At 38.8% G+C, this 22434-nt stretch carries 18 protein-coding genes and 1 tRNA gene; 12 read left to right on the top strand and 7 right to left on the bottom strand.

Features of this window, described 5'->3' with window-relative positions; genetic code table 11:
- Positions 1-13: 13 nt before the first annotated feature.
- From NDQ75_RS12825 to NDQ75_RS12810, 4 genes are all read right to left on the bottom strand, one after another.
- A complete protein-coding gene (locus NDQ75_RS12825) occupies positions 14-943 on the bottom strand; it encodes a PorP/SprF family type IX secretion system membrane protein (protein ID WP_202029461.1) in 930 nt (309 codons plus the stop codon).
- 21 nt (positions 944-964) lie between these two features.
- Positions 965-2152 carry a gliding motility-associated C-terminal domain-containing protein gene (locus NDQ75_RS12820; protein WP_251762029.1) on the bottom strand — a complete coding sequence of 396 codons (1188 nt, stop codon included), beginning with the start codon at positions 2150-2152 and terminating at the stop codon, positions 965-967.
- 130 nt (positions 2153-2282) lie between these two features.
- Positions 2283-4673 carry a hypothetical protein gene (locus NDQ75_RS12815; RefSeq protein WP_202029463.1) on the bottom strand — a complete coding sequence of 797 codons (2391 nt, stop codon included), beginning with the start codon at positions 4671-4673 and terminating at the stop codon, positions 2283-2285.
- Positions 4674-4719: 46 nt separating this feature from the next.
- The gene (locus NDQ75_RS12810; RefSeq protein ID WP_202029464.1) at positions 4720-10515 is read right to left on the bottom strand and encodes a beta strand repeat-containing protein; all 5796 of its coding nucleotides are present in this window, start codon (positions 10513-10515) and stop codon (positions 4720-4722) included.
- Between the two features lie 776 nt (positions 10516-11291).
- On the opposite strand from NDQ75_RS12810, the gene NDQ75_RS12805 reads away from it, so the two are divergent.
- The 8 genes from NDQ75_RS12805 to NDQ75_RS12770 all read left to right on the top strand — a co-directional run bounded on the left by NDQ75_RS12805 (position 11292) and on the right by NDQ75_RS12770 (position 18269).
- Positions 11292-12260 carry a helix-turn-helix domain-containing protein gene (locus NDQ75_RS12805; RefSeq protein ID WP_251762028.1) on the top strand — a complete coding sequence of 323 codons (969 nt, stop codon included), beginning with the start codon at positions 11292-11294 and terminating at the stop codon, positions 12258-12260.
- 5 nt (positions 12261-12265) lie between these two features.
- Positions 12266-13216 (top strand): helix-turn-helix domain-containing protein, encoded by a 951-nt coding sequence (locus tag NDQ75_RS12800; protein ID WP_202029466.1) that lies wholly within the window; start codon positions 12266-12268, stop codon positions 13214-13216.
- 137 nt (positions 13217-13353) lie between these two features.
- On the top strand, positions 13354-13707 hold the full coding sequence (locus NDQ75_RS12795; RefSeq protein ID WP_242513716.1) for a DM13 domain-containing protein: 354 nt from the start codon (positions 13354-13356) through the stop codon (positions 13705-13707).
- Complete coding sequence (locus NDQ75_RS12790; RefSeq protein WP_202029468.1) at positions 13707-13979, top strand: peptide methionine sulfoxide reductase; 273 nt, start codon at positions 13707-13709, stop codon at positions 13977-13979. The genes NDQ75_RS12795 and NDQ75_RS12790 overlap by 1 nt, the downstream gene beginning before the upstream one ends.
- A gap of 54 nt (positions 13980-14033) precedes the next feature.
- Complete coding sequence (locus tag NDQ75_RS12785) at positions 14034-14978, top strand: aldo/keto reductase (RefSeq protein WP_202029469.1); 945 nt, start codon at positions 14034-14036, stop codon at positions 14976-14978.
- A gap of 11 nt (positions 14979-14989) precedes the next feature.
- Positions 14990-15388, top strand: coding sequence for a DoxX family membrane protein (locus tag NDQ75_RS12780; RefSeq protein WP_202029470.1), 399 nt, complete (start codon positions 14990-14992; stop codon positions 15386-15388).
- 594 nt (positions 15389-15982) lie between these two features.
- Complete coding sequence (locus tag NDQ75_RS12775) at positions 15983-17674, top strand: GMC oxidoreductase (protein WP_202029471.1); 1692 nt, start codon at positions 15983-15985, stop codon at positions 17672-17674.
- 1 nt (position 17675) lies between these two features.
- On the top strand, positions 17676-18269 hold the full coding sequence (locus NDQ75_RS12770; RefSeq protein WP_202029472.1) for a gluconate 2-dehydrogenase subunit 3 family protein: 594 nt from the start codon (positions 17676-17678) through the stop codon (positions 18267-18269).
- A 7-nt stretch (positions 18270-18276) separates the two neighbouring features.
- Here NDQ75_RS12770 and NDQ75_RS12765 read toward each other — a convergent pair whose 3' ends face one another.
- Together NDQ75_RS12765 and NDQ75_RS12760 are read right to left on the bottom strand one after the other, a co-directional pair.
- Complete coding sequence (locus tag NDQ75_RS12765; RefSeq protein ID WP_202029473.1) at positions 18277-18714, bottom strand: GNAT family N-acetyltransferase; 438 nt, start codon at positions 18712-18714, stop codon at positions 18277-18279.
- A gap of 11 nt (positions 18715-18725) precedes the next feature.
- On the bottom strand, positions 18726-19013 hold the full coding sequence (locus tag NDQ75_RS12760) for a GNAT family N-acetyltransferase (RefSeq protein WP_202029474.1): 288 nt from the start codon (positions 19011-19013) through the stop codon (positions 18726-18728).
- Positions 19014-19142: 129 nt separating this feature from the next.
- Here NDQ75_RS12760 and NDQ75_RS12755 point away from each other — a divergent pair.
- A tRNA-Gly gene (locus NDQ75_RS12755) sits at positions 19143-19215 on the top strand.
- A 57-nt stretch (positions 19216-19272) separates the two neighbouring features.
- A complete protein-coding gene (gene rluF, locus NDQ75_RS12750) occupies positions 19273-20001 on the top strand; it encodes a 23S rRNA pseudouridine(2604) synthase RluF (protein WP_202029475.1) in 729 nt (242 codons plus the stop codon).
- A gap of 9 nt (positions 20002-20010) precedes the next feature.
- Here the strand turns inward: rluF and pepE are convergent, their stop codons facing one another.
- The gene (gene pepE / locus NDQ75_RS12745; RefSeq protein WP_202029476.1) at positions 20011-20724 is read right to left on the bottom strand and encodes a dipeptidase PepE; all 714 of its coding nucleotides are present in this window, start codon (positions 20722-20724) and stop codon (positions 20011-20013) included.
- A gap of 245 nt (positions 20725-20969) precedes the next feature.
- Between pepE and NDQ75_RS12740 the strand changes: the two genes are divergently transcribed.
- Positions 20970-21716: a carboxypeptidase-like regulatory domain-containing protein gene (locus NDQ75_RS12740; RefSeq protein WP_202029477.1), complete on the top strand. Its 747-nt coding sequence runs from the start codon at positions 20970-20972 to the stop codon at positions 21714-21716.
- Between the two features lie 109 nt (positions 21717-21825).
- Positions 21826-22386, top strand: coding sequence for a DUF6702 family protein (locus NDQ75_RS12735; RefSeq protein WP_242513717.1), 561 nt, complete (start codon positions 21826-21828; stop codon positions 22384-22386).
- The last annotated feature ends 48 nt before the right edge of the window (positions 22387-22434 follow it).

Here is a 22434-nt window from a genome sequence, read left to right as displayed (position 1 = left end):
ATTTCATGCTTTGTTAGAAAAATCTCGGACTCACAACGCGTCGCACCGTTCTTCCAAATTCAAACCTTAGAATAATTTCATGGGAACCCGAATTATAATTCCCAAGTTCTGTGGTATCGTAGTCGTATGCATAGCCTATCATAAGTTGGTCGGAAATTTGAAAAGCCGCTAATCCACTTATGGCCGCACCCCACCGATAGGCAGCTCCCAAGGTGAATTTATCATTGAACAGAAAATTTGCTGATAAATCTACTGATAAAGGGGATCCTGATGAGGCTTTCGTTAGAAGTGCAGGCTTAAATTTCACACTGCTTCCCAAGTCAAAAACATAACCTCCAATCAAGTAAAAATGTGCTCTTTCTGAAGCTGTGGAGGTGGCAACATCATCATAATACCTTGTTTCTAAAACGTTGGGCGAAGACAATCCTACATACCATTTTTCGGTATGTAAATAAAACCCAAACCCGATAATGGCGGAAATTTTATTGATATTGAAAAGGTTCGGGTCTAAGGAAGTATCAGGATTCAATTTATCGACATCCAAATTATAGGAATTCAATCCACCTTTTAACCCGAAAGAAAGCTTTAACACATCGTTTGGCCGAATGGTATACGCAAAATCTGCCGCCACCCAATAACTTTCCGTAGGTCCAATTCTATCGTTTACGAAACTTAACCCCAGCCCCACTTTGCCAACGCCAACAGGTGTATTGGCGGAGAAGTTCATGGTTTCGGGAGCTCCATCTAAACCTACCCATTGCGAACGGTACAACCCATTTAGACTCAACATTCCCCTACTCCCCGCATACGCAGGATTAATAGTAATTGTATTATACATGTATTGCGTGTACTGGGAATTTTGTTGACCGTATGCCACAGAAAAAGTTGCCAAATAGATTGGGAATGAAATGATTATAATTAAAAGTCGTATTGGATAATTCATGTTTTTATGGTTTAACTCCTTTTAATCAGAGGTTAAATACAAATAGCCCGATTCATTGTATACTTGCGTTTCCCCATCACCTTCGTAACTAAATTGCATTATGTAATAATAGGTTCCTGTTGGCAACAATTCATTTTTATTTAAAGTTGCACGTCCTTCCGAATACCCTTTAAAAACGTCACCTCCAATGTCCGTTCCGTAATTATCACTTTCGAAAACCAATATGCCCCACCTATTGAAAATCTTAACACTAATAGGATTGGTATAATCGCAATCTTCTTCATTTTCCCTTTCCACTTTAAAAAAATCGTTCATACCGTCATTATTGGGAGAAATAGCATTGTGTATAGTAATATTTCCACATTCGGGTGCCGGTGGTGGCGCAGGATCAAAGGCTGTAATAGCCAAAGCATAAAGCCCATCAGAGCTTGCCGTAGCCGTTAATGAATTAGGCTCAGACCCTGGCAAGCCAATCAAGTCAACCCAAGTTTGAATTTGAGAATCATAATAAACAATAGTTAAACTCTCAGGTATTTCATTTAAAATGGTAGTTGAAGTTGTTTCATCCCTCCAAAAAATGGTAATTAAAGCCTCATCACCTGACAACCCAGTTATTTCCCAATATTCTTGATCGTCTATAAAATCTATCCCTGGATCCCGATCATCGTGACTGTAGACATCATCGGAATTACGTAAAGTATATTTTGTACTGATGGCTGCGGAAGTACTGTTGCTAGGAGTAACATCCAATTGTCGGTAAAAAGAATCATCACCAATAGGATATCTAAAAAATCCTGAAGGAGCTTTAGAAACAAAACCATCTACAAAACTATTATCAGAAGCATTTTCATGGGAAGCATTTTCTTCAAAAGAAATGGTGCCACCAAAATCGTCATTGTTTACTATTCCTGCATCGAATGTTGCCAGATTGGCGATACTTATCAACCCCTCCAATTCAAAAGAAGCATTATTTCCACTACTTAATAAACCGCTATTATTACTGAACAAAATGTCGTAAAAATAACTCTCATTGGCTCCGGTTATACGTTGTACACCAGCGCCGTTAAAAGCCGTGAGTCCGCCATCCAGATAATCAAAAACAGCATCATTCGTAAAAGACGACTTAAAATGAAGTTCCCCGTCATTATATAATTCACCTGCATTTTGATTGTAAAAATCTTCAAAGACTACCATTTGAGTATTAGGCATGACAGCCATTTCACCCGTATTGATGGTTTGGCCTGTTAATTCTGAGAAGAAAAAACAAATCAAAATCCCAACTGATAGTCTTAAATTTTTACAATACAACATATTCTTTCAGCAGATTACGATTTTATTTTTATGGTATAACATAATTTACATCTGTATTAGCCTGCGCATATTCAATGGCCCATGCCATAGCATTTGCGTAAATAAGGCTGTTATAAACGGTAACACCACTACCATAACCTGGTTTTGGTTGAGGAACCCCAATTGAGGAAATTCTTGCAGGCCAAATATTATTACTGCTATTAGTGGCGTCCCCAGCTGTCCAACCTGAGTCTCCTATTGACATATAACCAAGAGTATTATGTACAAACATCCAAGACCTAGAGGAATCATTCCCATTAGATGCCAAAGAAGTCACCGTCGATGGTAAATTCTCAAAATAACTAGAATTGTTTAAATCCCCTCCCGTTGCTAATCCAGCGGTATCTCCAAAAGGACCGTTAAGAATTGGTTGTCCAGGCAAATTGGAAACGTTCATTACTGAAGTTGAATTTGCCTCGGAAACAGTTACATTTCCTCCACAAATAAGCGTTATTAATGACTCATGACTGCCTGTGTCATTCTCTTGGGAATGAATTAGAACGCCTAATTTATTTTGAACAAAATCATTTAAAATAGTTCTTGAATCTGCGTTCGGTCGGTAATCAAATCCAATCACTACAATATCTATATTATTATTATTAATTAAATCCCGTAAGGTATTACCTTGATTATTATTTCCATTTATAATATTGAAGCCTTCTACAGGTATGGTACCCGTAGCACTAAAGTTAGCACTAGAAGCCAATAACGCACGGGAAGTATTTCCTGTGCCAGAACTAGCAGGCTGATAAATACCACCACCCAAGCCCAAGACATTCATTTGTCGGTAAATGAATAGAACATCTGTTGCACACATAGTGGTTCCCGAAGCACTATTGGAAGTAAGTGTATAATCAAAAGTTCCTCCATCGGTTGGTGTTCCTGTCGCCGTAAGTATTACGTTTTGGGCTCCAGTGGTTGCAAAAGTTCCCGTTCCCGAAAAACTAACACCGTTCACTGTATTTGTAGAAATAGTATAATCACCAACGTACGTTACATTAACCCCCACCGTCAACGTATTCGAGGCTGTCATTGCAATTCCAGGAGCGTAATCTCCAGCTTCTGTTATACTTCCACAATTAAGACTAAACGCTACAGGTTGCGGCGCTACCGTTACATCTACTGTACAAGTAGCATCTCCACCCGGAGTTCCGGACACAGTAAATGTTTTAGTGCCGTCACTCGTGGGTGTTCCCGTTGCGTTTAAAGTAACGGTTTGAGCTCCCAAGGCGGATAAGGTAATTGGTCCTGAAGAAAATGAAAGTCCGTCTACACTATCTGTAGTAATTTCTGTTTCTCCAGTAGCCGTAACATTAATTGGTAATGATATAGTGTTAGCAGATGTAGTTGCCACATCTTCGGTATACACTCCTTCGGGAGTTGCTGATGCACAATCAATTGTGTACGCAACACTTTCTACAGTAACTTGAATTCCCGTACATGAGGCACCATCAGAAGAATTAGATACAATGTCAAATGAATTCACTCCAGAACTTTCAGGAGTTCCCGTTCCTAATAATACAATATCCTGTATCCCTGAATTTGTAAATGTACCAGAACCACTAAACGAATAACCATTTACTGTAGTAGAGCTAACGCTCCAAAAACCAACATTTGTTACATCAACCTGAAGCGTTATTGTATTAGTATTATCCAAAGGGATTCCTCTAAAATAACCTCCTTCTACAACTGGAGCCGGGGCAGCACAAGCTAATGAATAAAGCACATCTGCTGGAGCTATAAGTATGGTTATAGAACATGTATTATCCTGACCGTTAAGAGAAATAGATAGCGCATCTCCTGGCGGAATTGCTCTACTAGGTGTTCCAGTTCCAGGAACATTCAACACATAATTCCCCGCTGAAGGAAAAGAACCTTCTAAATTAAAATAATAACCATTGTCGGTGGTGGCTGAAAAGTTATAAGTTCCAGCCTGTGTTACAGTTACGGGAACCGTCAAGAAATTAGAAGCGTCCAAGGTTTCTCCTTGCGAATAAACTCCATTGGCTTCAACATTACTGCAATCAGTAATATCAAAAACTGCTGGCGGTGGCGTTCCACATATCGAGAGCCAATCGTCTTGGTCTGCACTCCAATAATTGAAACACCCAGAAGTGGTATTAAATATAAGTAGTCCATCGGTTCTATTCGCTGCCGGAATAGCATCACGTTGACCAGTAGTCATTCGCGGAGTTAGAAAACCCTTAGTTACACTTTCAAGCTCCATAACAGCACCTGGAACAGGTGTTCTTGCCGATCCAGAAACCGAGGCATCTTTTACTTTAGTCATATTTACCTGCCCAAGAATAGGATTCATTAATAATAAACAGAAAAAAGATGCAATGACAACTTTCATAATATTGGTATTTCTTTTATTCATGGCATTCATTGAATTTTGGATTGATACTACTTCACTGAAATAAAAATTAATTTGTTTCATGCAGTTTCCGTTCAAGTTTTTTAAGTCTTTCGTCCAAGCTTTTAGTGTATGTTTCCAATTCCTTTATTTTTGTTTCCTTACTTTTCAACTCTTTATTGAGTTCGATAATATGAAGGTAGAGTTCTTCGGTTTTCTCTAATAGCTGAATGGATAATTCAGACATATTGAAAGCATAACCACTATTTGTTTTCTGAAGATGGGAAATAGGTGTAATACCCGGAAGATGCTTGTTTATTGAAATAAACTTTTCTATTTCTGGCAACGACTTGAATTTATAGTCTTCTTTAATATTGGAAAACCCATGGAAGTAACTTTCAAAAACATAGTCTGCATAATAGCTATTTACTGTGGTAATAGCCCCATTTACCCTTAACTTTTCATTTGGCGCAATAGATGGATCGTTGGGCTCGTCAAATCCAATACCAACCCATCCTTGAGTATAAATATTCTCTGTGTTTAAAGTTGCTCCAACTCCTGTATCAACACTGAACCATGGTTCTTCTATTAATGGTGTTAGATTTAAAACATTTAAGTTTCCATTTTCATCAAAATAATCTAGTGTAGTATTCGCTTCATTAACCTCCAATGTTGTAAGTGTTTGGGCTTCCCCTACCAAATCCACTAACTCAAACTCCGTTGGATCTCCATTTTCATCCGTATATATTAAGGCTTGAGTAGAACCATCGTAAGTTAATGAAGTTAAAGTCTGAGTCGCTTGAATAGCCAGAGAATCCAAATAAGAACCTCCATCAGCGCCCGTAGTCAGAAGATTATCCAGGTCGGTGCTGGTAACATTGGCCGTTACCGAAGTATTATCTTCATTGATATAGGTTATTACCCCCGTAGTCGGAACCTGAACAAATGTAGTGGTCGTTTCACCGGCAGCTATGGTTCCAGAAAGATCGACATTATTGGTTACCCCATCTTCATCGGTATAATCCAGCGTTGCGCCAGCTCCTGAGGCCAAACTTGTCAAGGTCTCCACGCCCTGTACCGCAAGAGAGTCCAAGAAAGAACCTCCGTCAGCGCCCGTGGTCAAGAGGTTGTCTGCGTCCGTGCTGGTGACATTCGCCGTGAATGGGTTTGCCTCCTCATCGGTGTAAGTGATAATTCCCGTACCGGAAGCCTGTTCAAATGTCGTAAGCGTTTCTGCACCCTGCACCGCAAGAGAGTCCAAATAGGAACCACCGTCAGCGCCTGTGGTCAAAAGGTTGTCCGCATCCGTACTGGTGACGTTCGCCGTAAAATCGTTCGATTCTTCATCAGTATAGGTGATAATTCCTGTGCCAGAGGCCTGTTCGAATGTCGTCAGTGTCTCTGCGCCCTGTACCGCAAGCGAATCCAGATAAGAACCTCCATCAGTTCCCGTGATCAAAAGGTTCCCCGTATCCGTGCTGGTAACATTGGCCGTGGTTGAAGTATTATCTTCATTGATATAGGTAATTACCCCAGTAGTCGGAACCTGAACAAATGTAGTGGTCGTTTCACCGGCAGCTATTGCCCCAGAAAGATCGACATTATTGATTACCCCATCCTCATCGGTATAATCCAGCGTTGCGCCAGCACCTGATGCCAAACTTGTCAAAGTCTCCACGCCCTGTACCGCAAGAGAGTCCAAGAAAGAACCTCCGTCAGCGCCGGTAGTCAAAAGGTTGTTTGCGTCCGTACTGGTAACGTTTGCCGTAAAGTCGTTGGATTCTTCATCAGTATAGGTGATAATTCCCGTACCGGAAGCCTGTTCAAATGTCGTAAGCGTTTCTGCACCCTGCACCGCAAGCGAATCCAGGAAAGAACCACCGTCAGCGCCCGTGGTTAGAAGGTTGTCAGCATCTGTACTGGTTACGTTGGCCGTAAAAGGAGTCGATTCCTCATCCGTGTAGGTGATGACGCCCGTACCGGAAGTCTGTTCGAATGTCGTTAGTGTTTCCACGCCCTGTACCGCGAGCGAATCCAAATAGGAACCTCCGTCAGCGCCCGTGGTCAAAAGGTTATCAGCATCAGTGCTCGTGACGTTGGCCGTGAATGGGTTTGCCTCCTCATCAGTGTAGGTGATGATGCCCGTACCGGAAGCCTGTTCGAATGTTGTTAACGTTTCCGCGCCCTGTACCGCAAGTGAGTCCAGAAAAGAACCTCCGTCAGCGCCTGTGGTCAGAAGGTTGTCCGCATCCGTGCTGGTTACGTTGGCAGTAAAAGAAATCGATTCCTCGTCCGTATAGGTAATGATGCCCGTACCGGAAGCCTGTTCAAATGTCGTCAGTGTTTCCGCGCCCTGCACCGCAAGCGAATCCAAGAAAGAACCGCCGTCCGTTCCTGTCGTCAAAATATTGTTGGCATCCGTACTGATAACATTCGCCGTAAAAGAAGTCGATTCCTCATCCGTGTAGGTGATGATGCCCGTACCGGAAGCCTGTTCGAATGTCGTCAGCGTTTCCGCGCCCTGCACCGCAAGTGAATCCAAAAATGAACCGCCGTCAGCGCCCGTGGTCAATAGGTTGTCTGCGTCCGTGCTGGTTACGTTGGCCGTGGCTGAAGCATTATCTTCATTGATATAGGTAATTACCCCAGTAGTCGGAACCTGAACAAATGTAGTGGTTGTTTCACCGGCAGCTATGGTTCCAGAAAGATCGACATTATTGATTACCCCATCCTCATCCGTATAATCCAGCGTTGCGCCAGCACCTGAGGCCAAACTTGTCAAGGTTTCAACGCCCTGTACCGCAAGCGAATCCAAATAGGAACCGCCGTCAGCACCCGTGGTCAATAGGTTGTCTGCGTCCGTGCTGGTTACGTTGGCCGTAAAATCGTTCGATTCCTCGTCCGTGTAGGTAATGATGCCCGTACCCGTTGCCTGTTCGAATGTCGTTAGCGTTTCCGCACCCTGTACCGCGAGCGAATCCAAGAAAGAACCGCCGTCAGCACCCGTGGTCAAAAGGTTATCAGCATCAGTGCTCGTGACGTTCGCCGTAAATGGGTTCGATTCTTCATCCGTGTAAGTGATGATGCCCGTACCCGTTGCCTGTTCGAATGTCGTTAGCGTTTCCGCGCCCTGTACCGCAAGCGAGTCCAAGAAAGAACCTCCATCGGCGCCTGTGGTCAAAAGGTTGTCCGCATCCGTACTGATGACGTTCGCCGTAAAAGAAGTCGATTCCTCATCCGTGTAGGTGATAATCCCCGTACCGGAAGCCTGTTCGAATGTCGTCAGCGTTTCCGCACCCTGCACCGCAAGAGAATCCAAATAGGAACCGCCGTCAGCTCCCGTGGTCAGAAGGTTGTCTGCGTCCGTGCTGGTTACGTTGGCCGTGAATGGGTTCGATTCCTCGTCCGTGTAGGTGATGATTCCCGTACCGGAAGCCTGTTCGAATGTTGTCAGCGTTTCAGCACCCTGTACCGCAAGCGAATCCAGATAGGAACCGCCGTCAGCGCCCGTGGTCAAAAGGTTGTCAGCGTCCGTGCTGGTAACATTGGCCGTGGTTGAAGTATTATCTTCATTGGTATAGGTAATGACTCCCGTAGCAGGGACCTGCGCAAATGTGGTAGTCGTTTCTCCCGCGGCAATAACCCCAGATAAATCTACATTGTTCGTATTGGCATTTTCATCCACATAGTCCAAAAAGGCACCCGTACCTGCCGATAAGGTGGTCAAGGTTTCGGATGCAGATACATCCACCAAAAGGCCGCCATCGGTACCTGCCGAAAGATCATTAGGGGTATCCGTCGAAATTAGAGGTACATTCGCATTATTTCCCTCTTCATTGTTGTATACGAGTTCCCCTGCTGCTATTCCCAAAGTCGTATTGGTCTCCGCTGAAGTTATATCTGTTGCTGTCAATAATGAACCGCCATCGGTGCCGGTTGAAAGAATATTGTTTGCATCTGCACTGGTTACACTTGCTGTAAAAGGTGCCGATTCTTCATCGGTATAGGTAACAACCCCCGTGCCTGTGTCCTGTGCAAACAGTGTTGTTGTTTCTCCAGAAGCGATTACACCCGAAATATCAATATTGTTTGTTATGCCTGCCTCATCAGTGTAATCCAGCGTAGCCCCGGCTCCAGCGGTAAGTTCTGTCAAAGTTTCAGATGCAGCCACATCCACCAAAAGGCCGCCATCGGTACCTGCCGAAAGATCATTCGGGGTGTCCGTCGAGATCAATGGTACGTTCGCATTATCACCATCTTCATTGTTGTACACCAGTTCCCCTGCGGTTATCTCCAAAGTTGTATTGGTTTCTGCGGAAGTTATATCTGTTGCTGTCAAAAATGAACCCCCGTCAGTCCCTGTGGTTAAAATATTGTTCGGGTCGGCGCTGGTTATGTTGGCTGTGGTGGGTATCAGATCTTCATTAGTATAAGTAATTATTCCATTAGAAACATCTTGAGTGAATGTCGTAGTGGTCTCACCAGCAGGTGGCGGCACCAACAACAAACCATCCCCACCTAAAAATATTCCGTTTGGAACGGTAGTGGAAATCAGCGAAGATAAAGGTATTTGGGTATCCACTCCATCTTCGTCTGTAAAAATAAAATTACCACTATCTGTAGGACTTGTTCCCTGTACTAAACTAAAGGCAGTAACCGTTTCCGTGGAATCCACAATACTGGTGATTTCATTTAGTACTCCTGCATCATTAAAAATACTACTAGCATTGTTGGTGACGTCTCCCACAATGTCAATGGAAGTTGCTGTTCCATCTTCATCGGTATAGGTATAGGTTCCGTCATTATTGTTTATTAAAGGTGATAAGGTTTCCGAAGCGCTTACAATATTTGAAACTTCCGTTGTTACATTTGGATCGTTAAATATTTGGGTTGCATTGGTAATTACGTCTTCAATTACATTGATTTCTGTAGCCGTTGCATCTTCGGAGGTGTACTGATAAATACCACTCCCTACTGGATTTTCCACCAAACTGGTAATGGTTTCATTTGGATTAGCTTGCTCCCACGTATTAGTGGTACTATTGTAAGTATAAATATCTCCAGTGGAGCTGTCTACATAAATGTCTCCAGGATTACCTTGGGTACTGCTTGTATTTGGATCGCCAATACCTGCTTGTGGTACTGGAAGATTGGTTACGGTACCATCTTCAGAAGTATATGTGAAAGTTCCATCTCCATCTGTATCTGCCAAAGTAGTAATGGTTTCATTTGGATTTGCTTGCTCCCACATATTGGTGGTACTATTGTAAGTATAAATATCCCCAGTGGAGCTGTCTACATAAATATCTCCAGGGTTACCTTGGGTGCTGCTTGTATTTGGATCGCCAATTCCTGCTTGTGGTACTGGAAGATCGGTTACGGTACCATCTTCAGAAGTATATGTGAAAGTTCCATCCCCATCTGTATCTGCCAAAGTAGTAATGGTTTCATTTGCCTTTACGAGTTGATCAAAATCGATAACTTGATTGTTTCCGTTTTCATCCAAATAACTAAATTCTTCCGTATCTGGATCGAAAACAACATTCCCGCCACCCAATTGCTCTACATCTTCTGAAGAAATAACTTTTTTCCAGGAGCTACCTAACCAATAATAAAAACCAGGCTGCAAATCACTATTGGTAGCGGTATTATAGACAAGCAATCCGTTGACATTCCCAGCGGTTATGGTTTGTCCATCACTTGTTGCGGTTAAAGCGACTCTGGGGATTAACAATCCCTTGTCTGCCGCTACTATATCCAATTGCGCCGAATTATTAGGTGCAAGTGTACCAATTCCTACCTGTGAATAAGAGTAACTGACAAATGAAAAAATAACGGCGGTTAATAACAGTATTCTTTTAACCATATCACAATAATTTATTTGTATTAAGAATATCTATAGATAAAAAGGGGGGACAAATACTATTTCACTTTACGAATGAGTAAAACGTAAATGATTAAAAGCTTAAAGGGATTACCTTTAAATAATCCTATCTTAGGATTGGAGGAAAGAGTTTTATGATTAACTAGTACTGTTTATCTTCACATTTCAATGAAAATAGGCAGGGAGAGAACTTTTATCAGAAAGTTAATGGATTATTTATCACTAAGATAGAAATAATTTCTTAATGTTAAAATAAAATCCCTTGTAAATTACTGATAGCCAATAGCTAATAATTTGACTATGCACTTGAAAAATTTAATTTTACAGCAATTTATTAAGTCAATACCAAGAAATCAATAGAACAAATTTCACCTAACAATTAACTTCATATTTTCAATCCTTTTTAACTATATCTAATTTCGGTGTAAAATTAATCCTACAATTTCCCCTAATTCATGACGGCTGTCAGTTTATTCTGTAAAATGCTAATTAATATGAATAGAAAAATGATGCTTAACATGTAAAATCAACTCTTGGAATATTTTTTATTTAAACGAACTAAAGCTTTCGCTAATTCAATTCTAAAATTTCCACCCTAAAACATGACGACGAACATGTTTTTGTGTTAAACGAAATGTTAACATTGCATTATTTTATATAAATTGTGTTAATAATGAACCCATTACGAGGCTTTACAAAATTTAAATCCTGGTTAATGCCTTAAATAAGGTCAAATTGCTATGACTAAGAACAGAAGTATGAATCGTTCAACAGAGAAATATGAAAGCCCCAACAAACTTGTCAAAAACTTTGAATGGAGAGCAAATGATCGGTTGATAGAGGTTGACAAAGAAATTGAGCCCGGAATTAAATATTTCTTAAAATGTGAGGAAGGGCTAAATGCATATTATATAGATATTAATCATCCAGAAGATATTTCTCTTTTTAAGGCAAGTGACAATGATGATTACATGGCCTTCATGTATGTACTTTCTGACAAAACAACCAAAATTATATCCGACGGAAAGGATTACGAACTTAGCGTTTGGGGATATAATTTGGTGATATTAGATGCCACCGTAAAAATGGAACATTGTATTCCACAAAATACTAGTTTAAAGCTCATGTTCGTTTTTATGTCCAAGTTAAAAATAAAGGAAGAACTGCTAAAAAAGGGGTATAACGAGCAAGAAATTAACGCTACCATTTCTTCGGAAAGACAGCGGTTAATAAGGTTTAGTAGAATGAAGGATGACAGTTTTTACAAACTAAAACAACTTTCTAAGAAAAATTTGTCTGATCCCAATTTTAAATTTCATTTCATAGCCACCGTTAATTTTCTGATGTTTAACTGCCTGGAAGTAATAATGCTTCCGAAATTTCCTTCGGAAGACGTGAATGAAAATGATCTTTTCAAAATTATTTCCATACAAAAATACTTGTATGGAAATTTGGATGAACCCTTTCCTTCCATCAAAATCCTTGCAGAAGAGGCACACATGTCAGAAACAAAATTTAAAACACTGTTCAAAAAAATAGTGGGTATTAGTCCAAGCAATTACCACTTAACAAATAAACTTTTGAAGGCTAAAGATTTATTAGATGGTGGAAATTTATCCATAAACGAGGTCACTGAGCAACTTAAATTTTCCAATCATTCCTATTTTTCCCATAAGTTCAAAAAGCATTTTGGTATTACTCCCACAGAATATTTAAAAAATATATAGCTTAGATGAAGATTGTAAAGCATAGTTACACCTTAGACGATAGGTGGATAAAACAATTAGCAAAGGAGTTGAACATTGACTTCAAAAACAACCGAATGCTGTTTGAAGAAAGCTATGCACATGGAAACATATTTTTTTCGCAAGCCACCAATGACATTTCTGTAGTGCTATTCGACTTAAGATATTACGAACCCGTAATTGTTTCCCGATTGGCTACTAAAGAGAATTTGTACATCATTCATTTTGACATGAGTGAGGACTTCAACATTTTTCGTTCACATGGTAAAGACTACCATATTGGCTATCAAAATAATTTAGGATTAACCTATATAGACGGCAAAATCCCAAACATTTTTATTCCCAAAAACAAGAAATCAATGTTTGGAATACGACTTTTAGTAAGGAAAAAGCTTTTAAATCATTTAATCATTGATAAAAAAATTGACCAGCCTTATCTTCATCATAATATTGACGGGGAAAGTAGGATCTTATTGAAATCCTTGAAACAGGAAATTGTTGAAAACCCAGCCGTTGAGGCTTATTTAAAAAACACTGCTTTACAACTTTTTGCTAATTTCTTAGAGAAATTTAGCAAACTAAATAACCGAGAAAACAAATCGGTTGAAGAGAAACATGTATCTCTTGCTAAAAACGTAAGGCAATTTTTATTAATGAATCTACACAATCCTTACCCTGGCAATATCGCATTATCCAAGGAGTTTGGCATATCGTCGGCAAAACTGATTTTAATTTTTAAAGAAGTATATAAAATTACTCCTTTTGACTTTTTCACCAATGAGAAAGTATTGCTCACCCATAAACTTTTAAAAAGTGGTGATTACAAATCAGTGGCGAGTTTGGCAGATGAGCTTAGTATTAGTAACCTAAGTCATTTTTCAAAAAAATACGAATCGGTTTTCGGTAATAAAATCGGTTCAGATTTAAAGAAAAAATAACCGCCCGATAGACTCCTCAGACAACTTTTAAACTGTTTCAAATAATTTCACAACCCTTAAAAAAAGCACACTTATTACTTATAATACTTATAGTTCAAACTATGAAATTGCATCTCTTAACTCTATTATTCATACTAATGGCAAACACAGAAATCAACGCCCAGGAGGGAAATTCTTGGACAGGAAAAACTTATAACATTACAGGGAGCTGGAAAATAACAAATGAAGGTTCATTTTTAATAGGAAACGACTTTTCAACATCTGCTGGACCAGATCTAAAACTCTATTTGGTATCTGGAAATTTGGATACTATCGGTAACCGTGATAAGGTTGGAAACGATTGGGTCTACCTTGGGGAACTTCGTTCGAATAAAGGAGCTCAAGCCTATCAAATTCCAGAAGAAATTAATATTGAAGAATATCAATCCATTATTGTTCATTGCACGGCTTATGCCGTAGTTTGGGGAGGCATAAACTTACACGCTAAATAATGCTTTTAGAAAGAATTCAAGCACTTCCAAAAGGCTATTCAGAAGTTGAGTACAACAACCGAAAATATGGAGTCACTAGGTCTGATTTTAATAACGGAAAAAGCTACAAAGTGTATGCAGAAGAACTGGGAGGCAACGATTTTATAAGCCTTAATTTTTATATTACCCAAGACAAGGAAAATTTAAAACCTTGTGAAATGCCTCAGCAGAAAGTAATACATTTTTTAATGAATTACATATTAATAGAGACTTCTAATAATGAGGATAACTAGAAAACAAAATCTAGTTCTTAACCTTAACAGTTGGCTAATTTAAAAAAATTTAAAATGAGAATAGGTTTAGGCACAGCGGCTCTTGGCAGGCCTCTTTACATTAATGTTAAGCAGGAAAAAACTGCTGTTTCAGATCTAAATGCCTTTAAAATGAAAGGTATTCAAGTACTGGATGCGGCTTATGAAATGGGAGTTCGATTTTTTGATACTGCACCAGGGTATGGATTAGCAGAAAATCTACTGTTGGAATGGTTAAAAAGTAAAAATGATACTACAGTTGAAGTTTCCACCAAATGGGGTTATACCTATGTGGCAAATTTTGATCCCAATGCTAAAGTGCATGAGGTTAAAGAACACAGTTTACATAAACTCAATGAGCAATGGGAATATTCAAAAGGTTTGCAGCCCAATCTTAAATTGTATCAAATTCATTCTGCAACTTTGGAAACGGGAGTTTTAAGCAATGATAAAATACTAGCTAAGTTATTTGAGCTTAAAAAAGAGCAAAACCTTGAAATTGGCGCCACGACTTCTGGACATAATCAAGTCGAAATCATAAAAAAAGCTTTGGATGTTTCAGTTGAAAGAGAACAATTATTTGATTCCTTTCAAATAACCTATAACATTCTTGAACAGGACGTAATAAAGCTTTGCAACGAGCTCTCCTTGCAAGAAAAGAAAATCCTAGTAAAAGAGGCGCTGGCAAATGGAAGAATTTTTAAAAACAATGCATATCCACATTACAAAGAAATGTATGCGTATTTAAGTTTTCTAGCCGATAAATATCAGGTGGGCGAAGATGCTATTGCATTAAGGTTTTGTATGCAAACCATTCCTAAAAGCTTGGTGTTGAGCGGAGCTTCAAATATATCTCATTTAGAAGCTAATTTAAAGGCTAATGACATTGTACTTTCAAAAGAAGAGATAAATAGATTAAAAGAATTTAAAATAAGCTCTTCCAATTACTGGGAGGAAAGAAAAAAACTTACTTGGCAGTAAAAATTTTAGAAATGACTTCAACTAAAAAAATATCTACCCCGGACAAAATTCAAATTGGTATTGCGGCTGTGACCATGGCCTATTTTGGCATTACAAAGCTTACTGGTCAGTTCATTGAAATCTACGAACAATTTGCCGAAGCACTCCCAATAGATGGAGCTACTTTAATGTACATGGGTGGAGTCGCAGAGGTATCCGTTGCTCTCTTTTTGTTGTTAGGACTATTAAGCAATGGAAAGAAAGTTGTATTCTTAGCACTAGGGTTCATTATGCTTTTAGGGACTATGTTTGGTGCATTATCCATAGAATTTTTCATAAGATCCACTCCTTCATGGGGGCTCGTATCCTTAGCAATTCTACTTATTTTTATTGCCGTAAATCAGTTAAGGAAACTCAAAAGTTTAAAATAACATCTACTCCACTTTCTTCACTGGATTGAAAAAATCCTTTCACTTGACAGATCATCTATTTCTAGAAAAATTTAATAAAATTTTAGGCATAACTGACAGTCGTCATGTTTTAGACTATAATTGCTGCATACATTTGTAATGTACAATCGGAATAAGTAGTAAAAGATTTCGATTAGCATGATTTTATATAAAGTTCTAATAAATCAAAAAATAATTAAACATAGAAAGCAAAACACCTAATAACAACAGCTAACTTAAGTTTTACAAAAATAAAGGCACCACTACACAATTGCATAACTGGATTCTCCTAACCTCGGTGCCTTTATTCGTAAAACTTCAGAAGCAAATTTTAAATAGGTCAAAATACATTTCGCTAATACCAAATCTTAGCGAATAACAATAAAAATCTTTGATTGGTTAGATTTTTAGTTAGTTTAGCGTGGGGCTGTCTTCTCAAGACGGCCCCTTTTTTGTTGTCCAAATTATTCAAGATGAACTGAACACTCAAAACAAAAATAAGTTATAGTTATTTTTACTATAACCATTTTATTTATATATTTATCGAAATCTAACATAACGTTCAAATCTAAAATAATGAAAGACAAGCCAGAATATGATGCTATTGTAATCGGCACCGGAATTAGTGGAGGGTGGGCAGCAAAAGAACTTTGCGAGAACGGCCTGAAAACACTGGTTCTAGAAAGAGGCCGAATGGTGAAACATGTGGAAGATTATCCAACCATGAACAAAGACCCTTGGGATTATGAACTAAAAGGGGCATTAACACCAGAAGAAAAAGCAGAACAGCATAAGCAACATCGCGTAGGTTGGGCACCAGACAAAAGTAATCGCCACTTTTTTGTAAACGACTTAAAGCACCCTTATAACGAAATAAAACGCTTTGATTGGATTCGAGGATATCACGTAGGTGGCCGTTCTATCACTTGGGGTCGGCAAAGTTACCGTTGGAGTGAGATGGACTTCGAAGCCAACAAAAAAGATGGTATTGGAGTAGATTGGCCTGTTAGGTACAAAGATATTGCTCCTTGGTATGACAAAGTAGAAACTTATATTGGCGTTAGTGGAAAAAATCTTGGGCTTAAACAGTTGCCAGATGGAAAGTTTCTACCTCCTATGGATTTAAACTGTGTGGAGGAACACTTCCAAGAAAGACTTTCTGACAGCTACGATGACCGACTCGTAACTATTGGTAGAGTTGCCCATATTACTGGTGATAAAAATTTTGAAGGACGCGGCACTTGCCAGTCTAGAAACCGATGCTCTAGAGGATGTCCATTTGGCGGTTACTATAGCAGTAATGCTTCTACCCTACCGGCTGCCGAACGCACGGGAAATATGACATTGCGTCCCAATTCAATCGCTTACGAAATTATTTATGATGAGGGCAAAGAAAAAGCAACAGGGGTTAAAATTATAGATACCGAAACTAAGGAAAAACATGAGTTTTCGGCCAACATAATCTTTCTATGCGCATCTGCCATTGCCTCCACTTCTATTTTAATGCAATCAAAGTCCAACCGATTCCCTAATGGTATGGGCAACGATTCAGGTAAGTTGGGAACAAACATCATGGATCACCATTATCGTTTGGGTGCCAGTGGAAGAATGGACGGATACCTTGATAAATATTTTAAGGGAAGAAGACCCAACGGTTTTTACATTCCACGTTTTAGAAATTTGGGAGGAAATACCGATACAAAAGACTTCATTAGAGGTTACGGTTATCAAGGTGGTGCCAACAGAGGAGATTGGACAGCAAGTGTAGCAGAACTTAGCTATGGTAAAGATCTTAAGGATAAAATTTTGAATATTGGCGATTGGCATCTCGGTATGACAGGCTTTGGGGAAATGCTTCCTTACGACGACAATAAGTTCACCTTAAATTACGAAAAGCTAGATGATTGGGGACTGCCAACGCTGGATTTTGACGTTGAATTCAAAGAAAACGAATACAACATGCGAAAAGATATTGTGGCTCAGGCAGCTGAAATGTTGGAAAAATCAGGTTTCAAAGATGTAACCACTTACGATGATGCGGGAGGACCGGGGTTAGGAATTCATGAAATGGGAGGTGCCCGAATGGGATGGGATCCTACAACATCCGTAGTCAATAAAAACAATCAACTACATGCTGTGTCTAACGTTTATGTAACAGACGGTGCGTTTATGACTTCCGCAGCCTGTCAAAACCCATCACTCACTTATATGGCATTTACCGCAAGAGCAGCCAATCACGCTGTGAAAAACTATAAAAAAATCAGTTAAGATGGAAAGAAGAAAAGCACTTAAAAATATAGGATTATCGTTTGGGTATGTTGCCGCTACCCCTACCCTTTTTTCAATTTTACAAAGCTGTAAAAAAGATGTTTCCGTTAATTGGAAACCTGTCTTTTTTGCTGAAAACCAAGCATTGATGCTAGAAAACCTGGTAGATCTTATTCTTCCGACGACGGAAAACCTTCCAGGAGCCAAAGAACTTAACATCCCAATGTTTATTGATCTCAGCTTTGAAAAGCTACTTGAAGAAAACGAAAAAGAATTGCTTAAAAAGGGCGCTACGCATGCAGCCGCAATACTGGAATCAGACGATTACTCCAAGGAAGTATGTGACTCCCTTCTGGATTCTTATTTCAACGCTCCTGCGGAAACACAACATGAATATTTAGAGAACGCCAGTAAAGAAAATCCTAACGAGAAAGCCCTTATTTATTACTTCTTAAATAAAGTGAGGTCAAACACCATTTGGGCATACAAACAAAGTGAATTTATAGGCGAAAAAGTACTGGTTTACGATCCTGTTCCTGGTCCTTTCCAAGGATGTATTGATTGGGACAATAAACTGGGCTATTCTTTATCCTAAAAATAATTTACATTTTTTTATACATTAAAAAATGTGGGCCTATACCGGGTACGTTAAATGAATTTCCAAATTTTTCGTACCCTATTTTTTTATAAAACAATACAGCAACTTCACGTGCATTTAACCAAATAAATGCACCTCCCCTCTGCAACATCAAACTTTCTGCTTTTTTCACCATTAGCTCACCCAATCCTTTTCGCTGGTACTTTTGTAAAACAGCCATTCCTCGAAGTTGATATTGGTTAGCTTCCTTAAAAACATCTTCGCTGTTTTTTATAAATGTTACCGTTCCAACTATTTCTCCGTTAGATTCCACTCCCACATGAAAGGTGTCCTCAATTGTATCTTCTGGAAAAATAGCAGATTCAAAAGGCTTACCTTCCCTCAAAACTGGATGCCTAACCGAATGTGCCTCCGCAGCCGTAATTTCCCTAACTTTATACACAATTAGTAGATTTAAAATAACACATCTTGATATTCCTCTGTCTTTTCTATCCTAGCCTTCGCGAATGGACATAAAGGCAGTACTTTTATATTTTCCTTTCTAACATATTCAATAAGCGCTTTCAACAGTTTATCACCAACGCCTTCACCTCTTAAGGAATCATCAACCTCGGTATGATCAATAATAATTTTACTACTTCCTGCCACAGAGTATGTCATTTCCGCCAATGTAGTTCCCTCTTTCTCGATATAAAACCGTCCTTTGCTAGAGGATGCTTCTTGTTGAATTTTAAAATCCATATTTAATTTTTTCTAAAAATAACCTATTTCCATACTCAACACACAAATTACCCAGAAAATTAATAAAAAAGTATAAAATTTTCTTGCATAGGAAATAGGACTTTCTTTATATTTGCCCTCACAAATTATGCGGGAGTAGCTCAGTTGGTAGAGCGTCAGCCTTCCAAGCTGAATGTCGCGAGTTCGACCCTCGTCTCCCGCTCTAAAAGCTCAACCTTGGTTGGGCTTTTTTTATTCGGTTATATGTACCTTTGCAACAATGGAAAAACAAGAAACACGCATTAATAAATATTTAAGTGAAGTGGGCTACTGCTCCAGACGGGCAGCCGATAAACTTATTCAGCAAAGGAGGGTTACCGTAAACGGGAGTATTCCCGAAATGGGCACTAAAGTCACTTCTGATGATGAAATTCGTGTGGACGGAAAACTCATAGTAGAACCCAAAGAGGATTTTGTCTATTTGGCCTTCAACAAACCTGTTGGTATTGTTTGTACTACCGATACGCGGGTTGAAAAAGATAATATCATTGATTTCATTAATTATCCAAAGCGTATTTTCCCTATTGGAAGGCTGGATAAACCCAGTGAAGGACTTATTTTTCTTACCAATGATGGTGATATTGTAAACAAAATCCTTCGTGGAAGAAATAAACACGAAAAGGAATACATTGTGACGGTCGATAAGCATATCACCGACGATTTTGTAAAAAGAATGAGTAACGGAATCCCTATTCTCGATACCATCACCCGAAAATGCAAAGTAGATAAAATCGATAGTAAAACTTTTAAAATCATACTCACCCAAGGCCTAAACCGCCAAATTAGGCGTATGTGTGAATATTTGGGTTACAACGTAACTTCCCTTAAACGCATCCGCATCATGAATGTTGCACTAGATGTTCCAGTAGGCGAATACCGTGACCTCACCAAAAAAGAATTGGAAGAAATAGAGCGCTTAACAGCTGAGTCAAAAAAGACGTTTGATTAAAAGTATGTTTCAAAACCGTACCTCGCTCCCACTTTCTATTTCATAGGCGGGTTTGTTTTGTTCAAAAATACGGGCCGTGTGTTCGCCTTGTAGTAAAATGCGGTCGCCTCTTACTTCCAGCCAACTGCCTTCCCGTAATCCAATAACTGGTTGTGTATTGATTTTATGGAATTCGTTGATCCTAGTTTCGCGAGTCTCACCCATATGCTTACTGCCCGAAACGGGATCTAAGTAATGCGGATTAATATTGAAAGGCACCGCCCCCAAGGTTTTAAAACTCGGTGGATAAATTATGGGCATATCATTGGTGGTTTGCATGGTTAGTCCGGTAATATTTGCCCCGGCACTAGTACCAAAATAATGAAGTCCTTCAAAAATGCGTTGTCTTAAAACAGGCATGATTTCGAATTTGTATAGCTGGGAAACCAATAAAAAAGTATTTCCACCGCCAGTAAAAACGGCTTTTGCATTCTTTAAAGCTTCAACAGGGTTTTCAAAAGTGTGCACTCCAACCACTTGCTTCCCTATTCTTTCAAACCCTTTCTTTGCAATTTCGGTATAATCATCGTGGGAAATTCCGCCAGGACGTGCATAAGGAATAAAAACTACCTCATCGGTGTTTTCAAAAAAAGCTTTGAGTGTTGGTAAAATATATTCCAAATAACTGCTACCGTGAATGGTAGAAGTACTCGCTATTATCATATTTTTTAATTGCTCTTTCATGCTTTTAGTATGTAGATTTTTCGTAAATTTATGTAAAAAGAAAAAGCTTCTGAAAAAGAATTGGCCGTAGAAAAAGTTTCGCCTCACATTTCTGTGAAATAATGGAAGGTTAACAAATAATTACTTACAATTTCTTGCTCATTGCTCTTATAAACATTTAATTTACCCTCAGAGTACGATTGATATTCATAGGATGCTTGCGTCCTTCATTAATCTTACAAAGTACGTTATAATAAAACTACACCATGCAAAAATCTATTTACATATTACTCATTGCCTTAGTGGCACCCATCTTTATTTTTTCCCAAAATGAACCACCAGTATTACTAAAAGGAAAAGTATTGTACCGAAATACGAGCGTCCCGAATGAAAATGTTATCAACGTTACGAAAGAACGTGCAACGGCTACGAATGACAGCGGCGAATTTGAAATCTACGTTAATAAAGGGGATAAATTAGCTTTTACAGCGTTAAATTATCAAATGAAAACGGTAGAGATTACGGATGAAATCCTACGGAATAAACGTTTGGTGGTAGAGGTAAATGAAAAAGTCACAGAACTTGATCAAGTAATTATTACGCCAGAGAATGAGGAAGCTTATTTAGCCGTAAAAAACGAGGAATTTAAAAGGGTAGATTACGAAGCCGATAAATCCACCCCTGTTGTAAATTACGCCATCCCTGAAAGTCAGCGTGGTATGCAGTACGGAATTAATTTTGTCAATATTTTCAAAGCATTAGTTAACTCTAAAAAAGACAAGGAAGAAACTGTTAAAATTATGCCCAGCGAGGTTTTACGACAGGTGTACGATGACGAATTTTTTGTTAAAGACCTCAATATTCCACAAGACGAAATTGATGAGTTCCTTTATTATGTTGACGATCAGTTACCATCGCAAACTTTACTGAAGCGAGACAATGAATTTCAACTTATTGATTTCCTAGTAGATGAAAGCAAAGAGTTTCGAGCGCTAAAAACTTCAAAAGAATAAAGAATGGTTTTTAACGGCACTTTGTTTTGCTTAAACCTGATGAATGAACTCAGAATCTTACTTTACGGTTACTTTTTTACCTTAAACTAGGTTAAAGATTTCCAAAAAATTGAAAAAGCACGACTTGTTGGTTATTTTTGAAAAATATTATTCCAGTCGTATGCATCAAATAAAAAGATTACTGCTCTTCATTTACGTTTTGCCCCTTTTGGGTTTTGGTATTTACCATGAATTTTATGTGAGCGTTACCGACATTAATTATTCCGAAGAGAACAAATCCATACAAATGATTTCACGCTACTTTGTGGACGATATGGAAAAGTTATTGAAAGAACGTTACAGAATCAGTCCAAAATTGATGTCCAAAAACGAACTCGACAACGCCAACTTTTATATTGAAAAGTATCTTCATGATAAATTCATCGTGAGCGTAAATGGAGAACCAACTGATTTTAAGTTTATCGGGAAAGAATACGATGTGGATGTAATGAAATGTTACCTTGAAATCCCAAATTTAAAACTTAAAAAGATAGCCGATATTTCGGTGCAAAGCAGGGTGTTATTTGATATCTTTCCAGAGCAACAAAATATTGTTCATATGAATTTTAATGATGAACAGAAAAGTTTTATGCTCGTTAAGGAAAATGATAAAGCTATGTTAAAATTATAAGTTAAACTCGCCAATACACTCAAATTATTTATTTTTCGAGCTATAATT

The sequence above is a fragment of the Galbibacter mesophilus genome (genome assembly GCF_023721415.1).
In the GTDB taxonomy this organism is placed as follows: domain Bacteria; phylum Bacteroidota; class Bacteroidia; order Flavobacteriales; family Flavobacteriaceae; genus Galbibacter; species Galbibacter mesophilus.
This window is presented reverse-complemented; position numbering and strand designations above follow the sequence as displayed.

Bases quoted from the DNA above. Each gene is read 5' to 3' on its own strand.
- NDQ75_RS12795 (WP_242513716.1), top strand. From the start codon at position 13,354: ATGGCAAACACAGAAATCAACGCCCAGGAGGGAAATTCTTGGACAGGA.
- NDQ75_RS12775 (WP_202029471.1), top strand. From the start codon at position 15,983: ATGAAAGACAAGCCAGAATATGATGCTATTGTAATCGGCACCGGAATT.
- NDQ75_RS12790 (WP_202029468.1), top strand. From the start codon at position 13,707: ATGCTTTTAGAAAGAATTCAAGCACTTCCAAAAGGCTATTCAGAAGTT.
- NDQ75_RS12740 (WP_202029477.1), top strand. From the start codon at position 20,970: ATGCAAAAATCTATTTACATATTACTCATTGCCTTAGTGGCACCCATC.
- NDQ75_RS12810 (WP_202029464.1), bottom strand. From the start codon at position 10,515: ATGGTTAAAAGAATACTGTTATTAACCGCCGTTATTTTTTCATTTGTC.
- pepE (WP_202029476.1), bottom strand. From the start codon at position 20,724: ATGAAAGAGCAATTAAAAAATATGATAATAGCGAGTACTTCTACCATT.
- NDQ75_RS12825 (WP_202029461.1), bottom strand. From the start codon at position 943: ATGAATTATCCAATACGACTTTTAATTATAATCATTTCATTCCCAATC.
- NDQ75_RS12820 (WP_251762029.1), bottom strand. From the start codon at position 2,152: ATGCCTAATACTCAAATGGTAGTCTTTGAAGATTTTTACAATCAAAAT.
- NDQ75_RS12805 (WP_251762028.1), top strand. From the start codon at position 11,292: ATGAATCGTTCAACAGAGAAATATGAAAGCCCCAACAAACTTGTCAAA.
- NDQ75_RS12815 (WP_202029463.1), bottom strand. From the start codon at position 4,673: ATGAATAAAAGAAATACCAATATTATGAAAGTTGTCATTGCATCTTTT.
- NDQ75_RS12785 (WP_202029469.1), top strand. From the start codon at position 14,034: ATGAGAATAGGTTTAGGCACAGCGGCTCTTGGCAGGCCTCTTTACATT.
- NDQ75_RS12760 (WP_202029474.1), bottom strand. From the start codon at position 19,013: ATGGATTTTAAAATTCAACAAGAAGCATCCTCTAGCAAAGGACGGTTT.
- NDQ75_RS12780 (WP_202029470.1), top strand. From the start codon at position 14,990: ATGACTTCAACTAAAAAAATATCTACCCCGGACAAAATTCAAATTGGT.
- NDQ75_RS12770 (WP_202029472.1), top strand. From the start codon at position 17,676: ATGGAAAGAAGAAAAGCACTTAAAAATATAGGATTATCGTTTGGGTAT.
- NDQ75_RS12800 (WP_202029466.1), top strand. From the start codon at position 12,266: ATGAAGATTGTAAAGCATAGTTACACCTTAGACGATAGGTGGATAAAA.
- rluF (WP_202029475.1), top strand. From the start codon at position 19,273: ATGGAAAAACAAGAAACACGCATTAATAAATATTTAAGTGAAGTGGGC.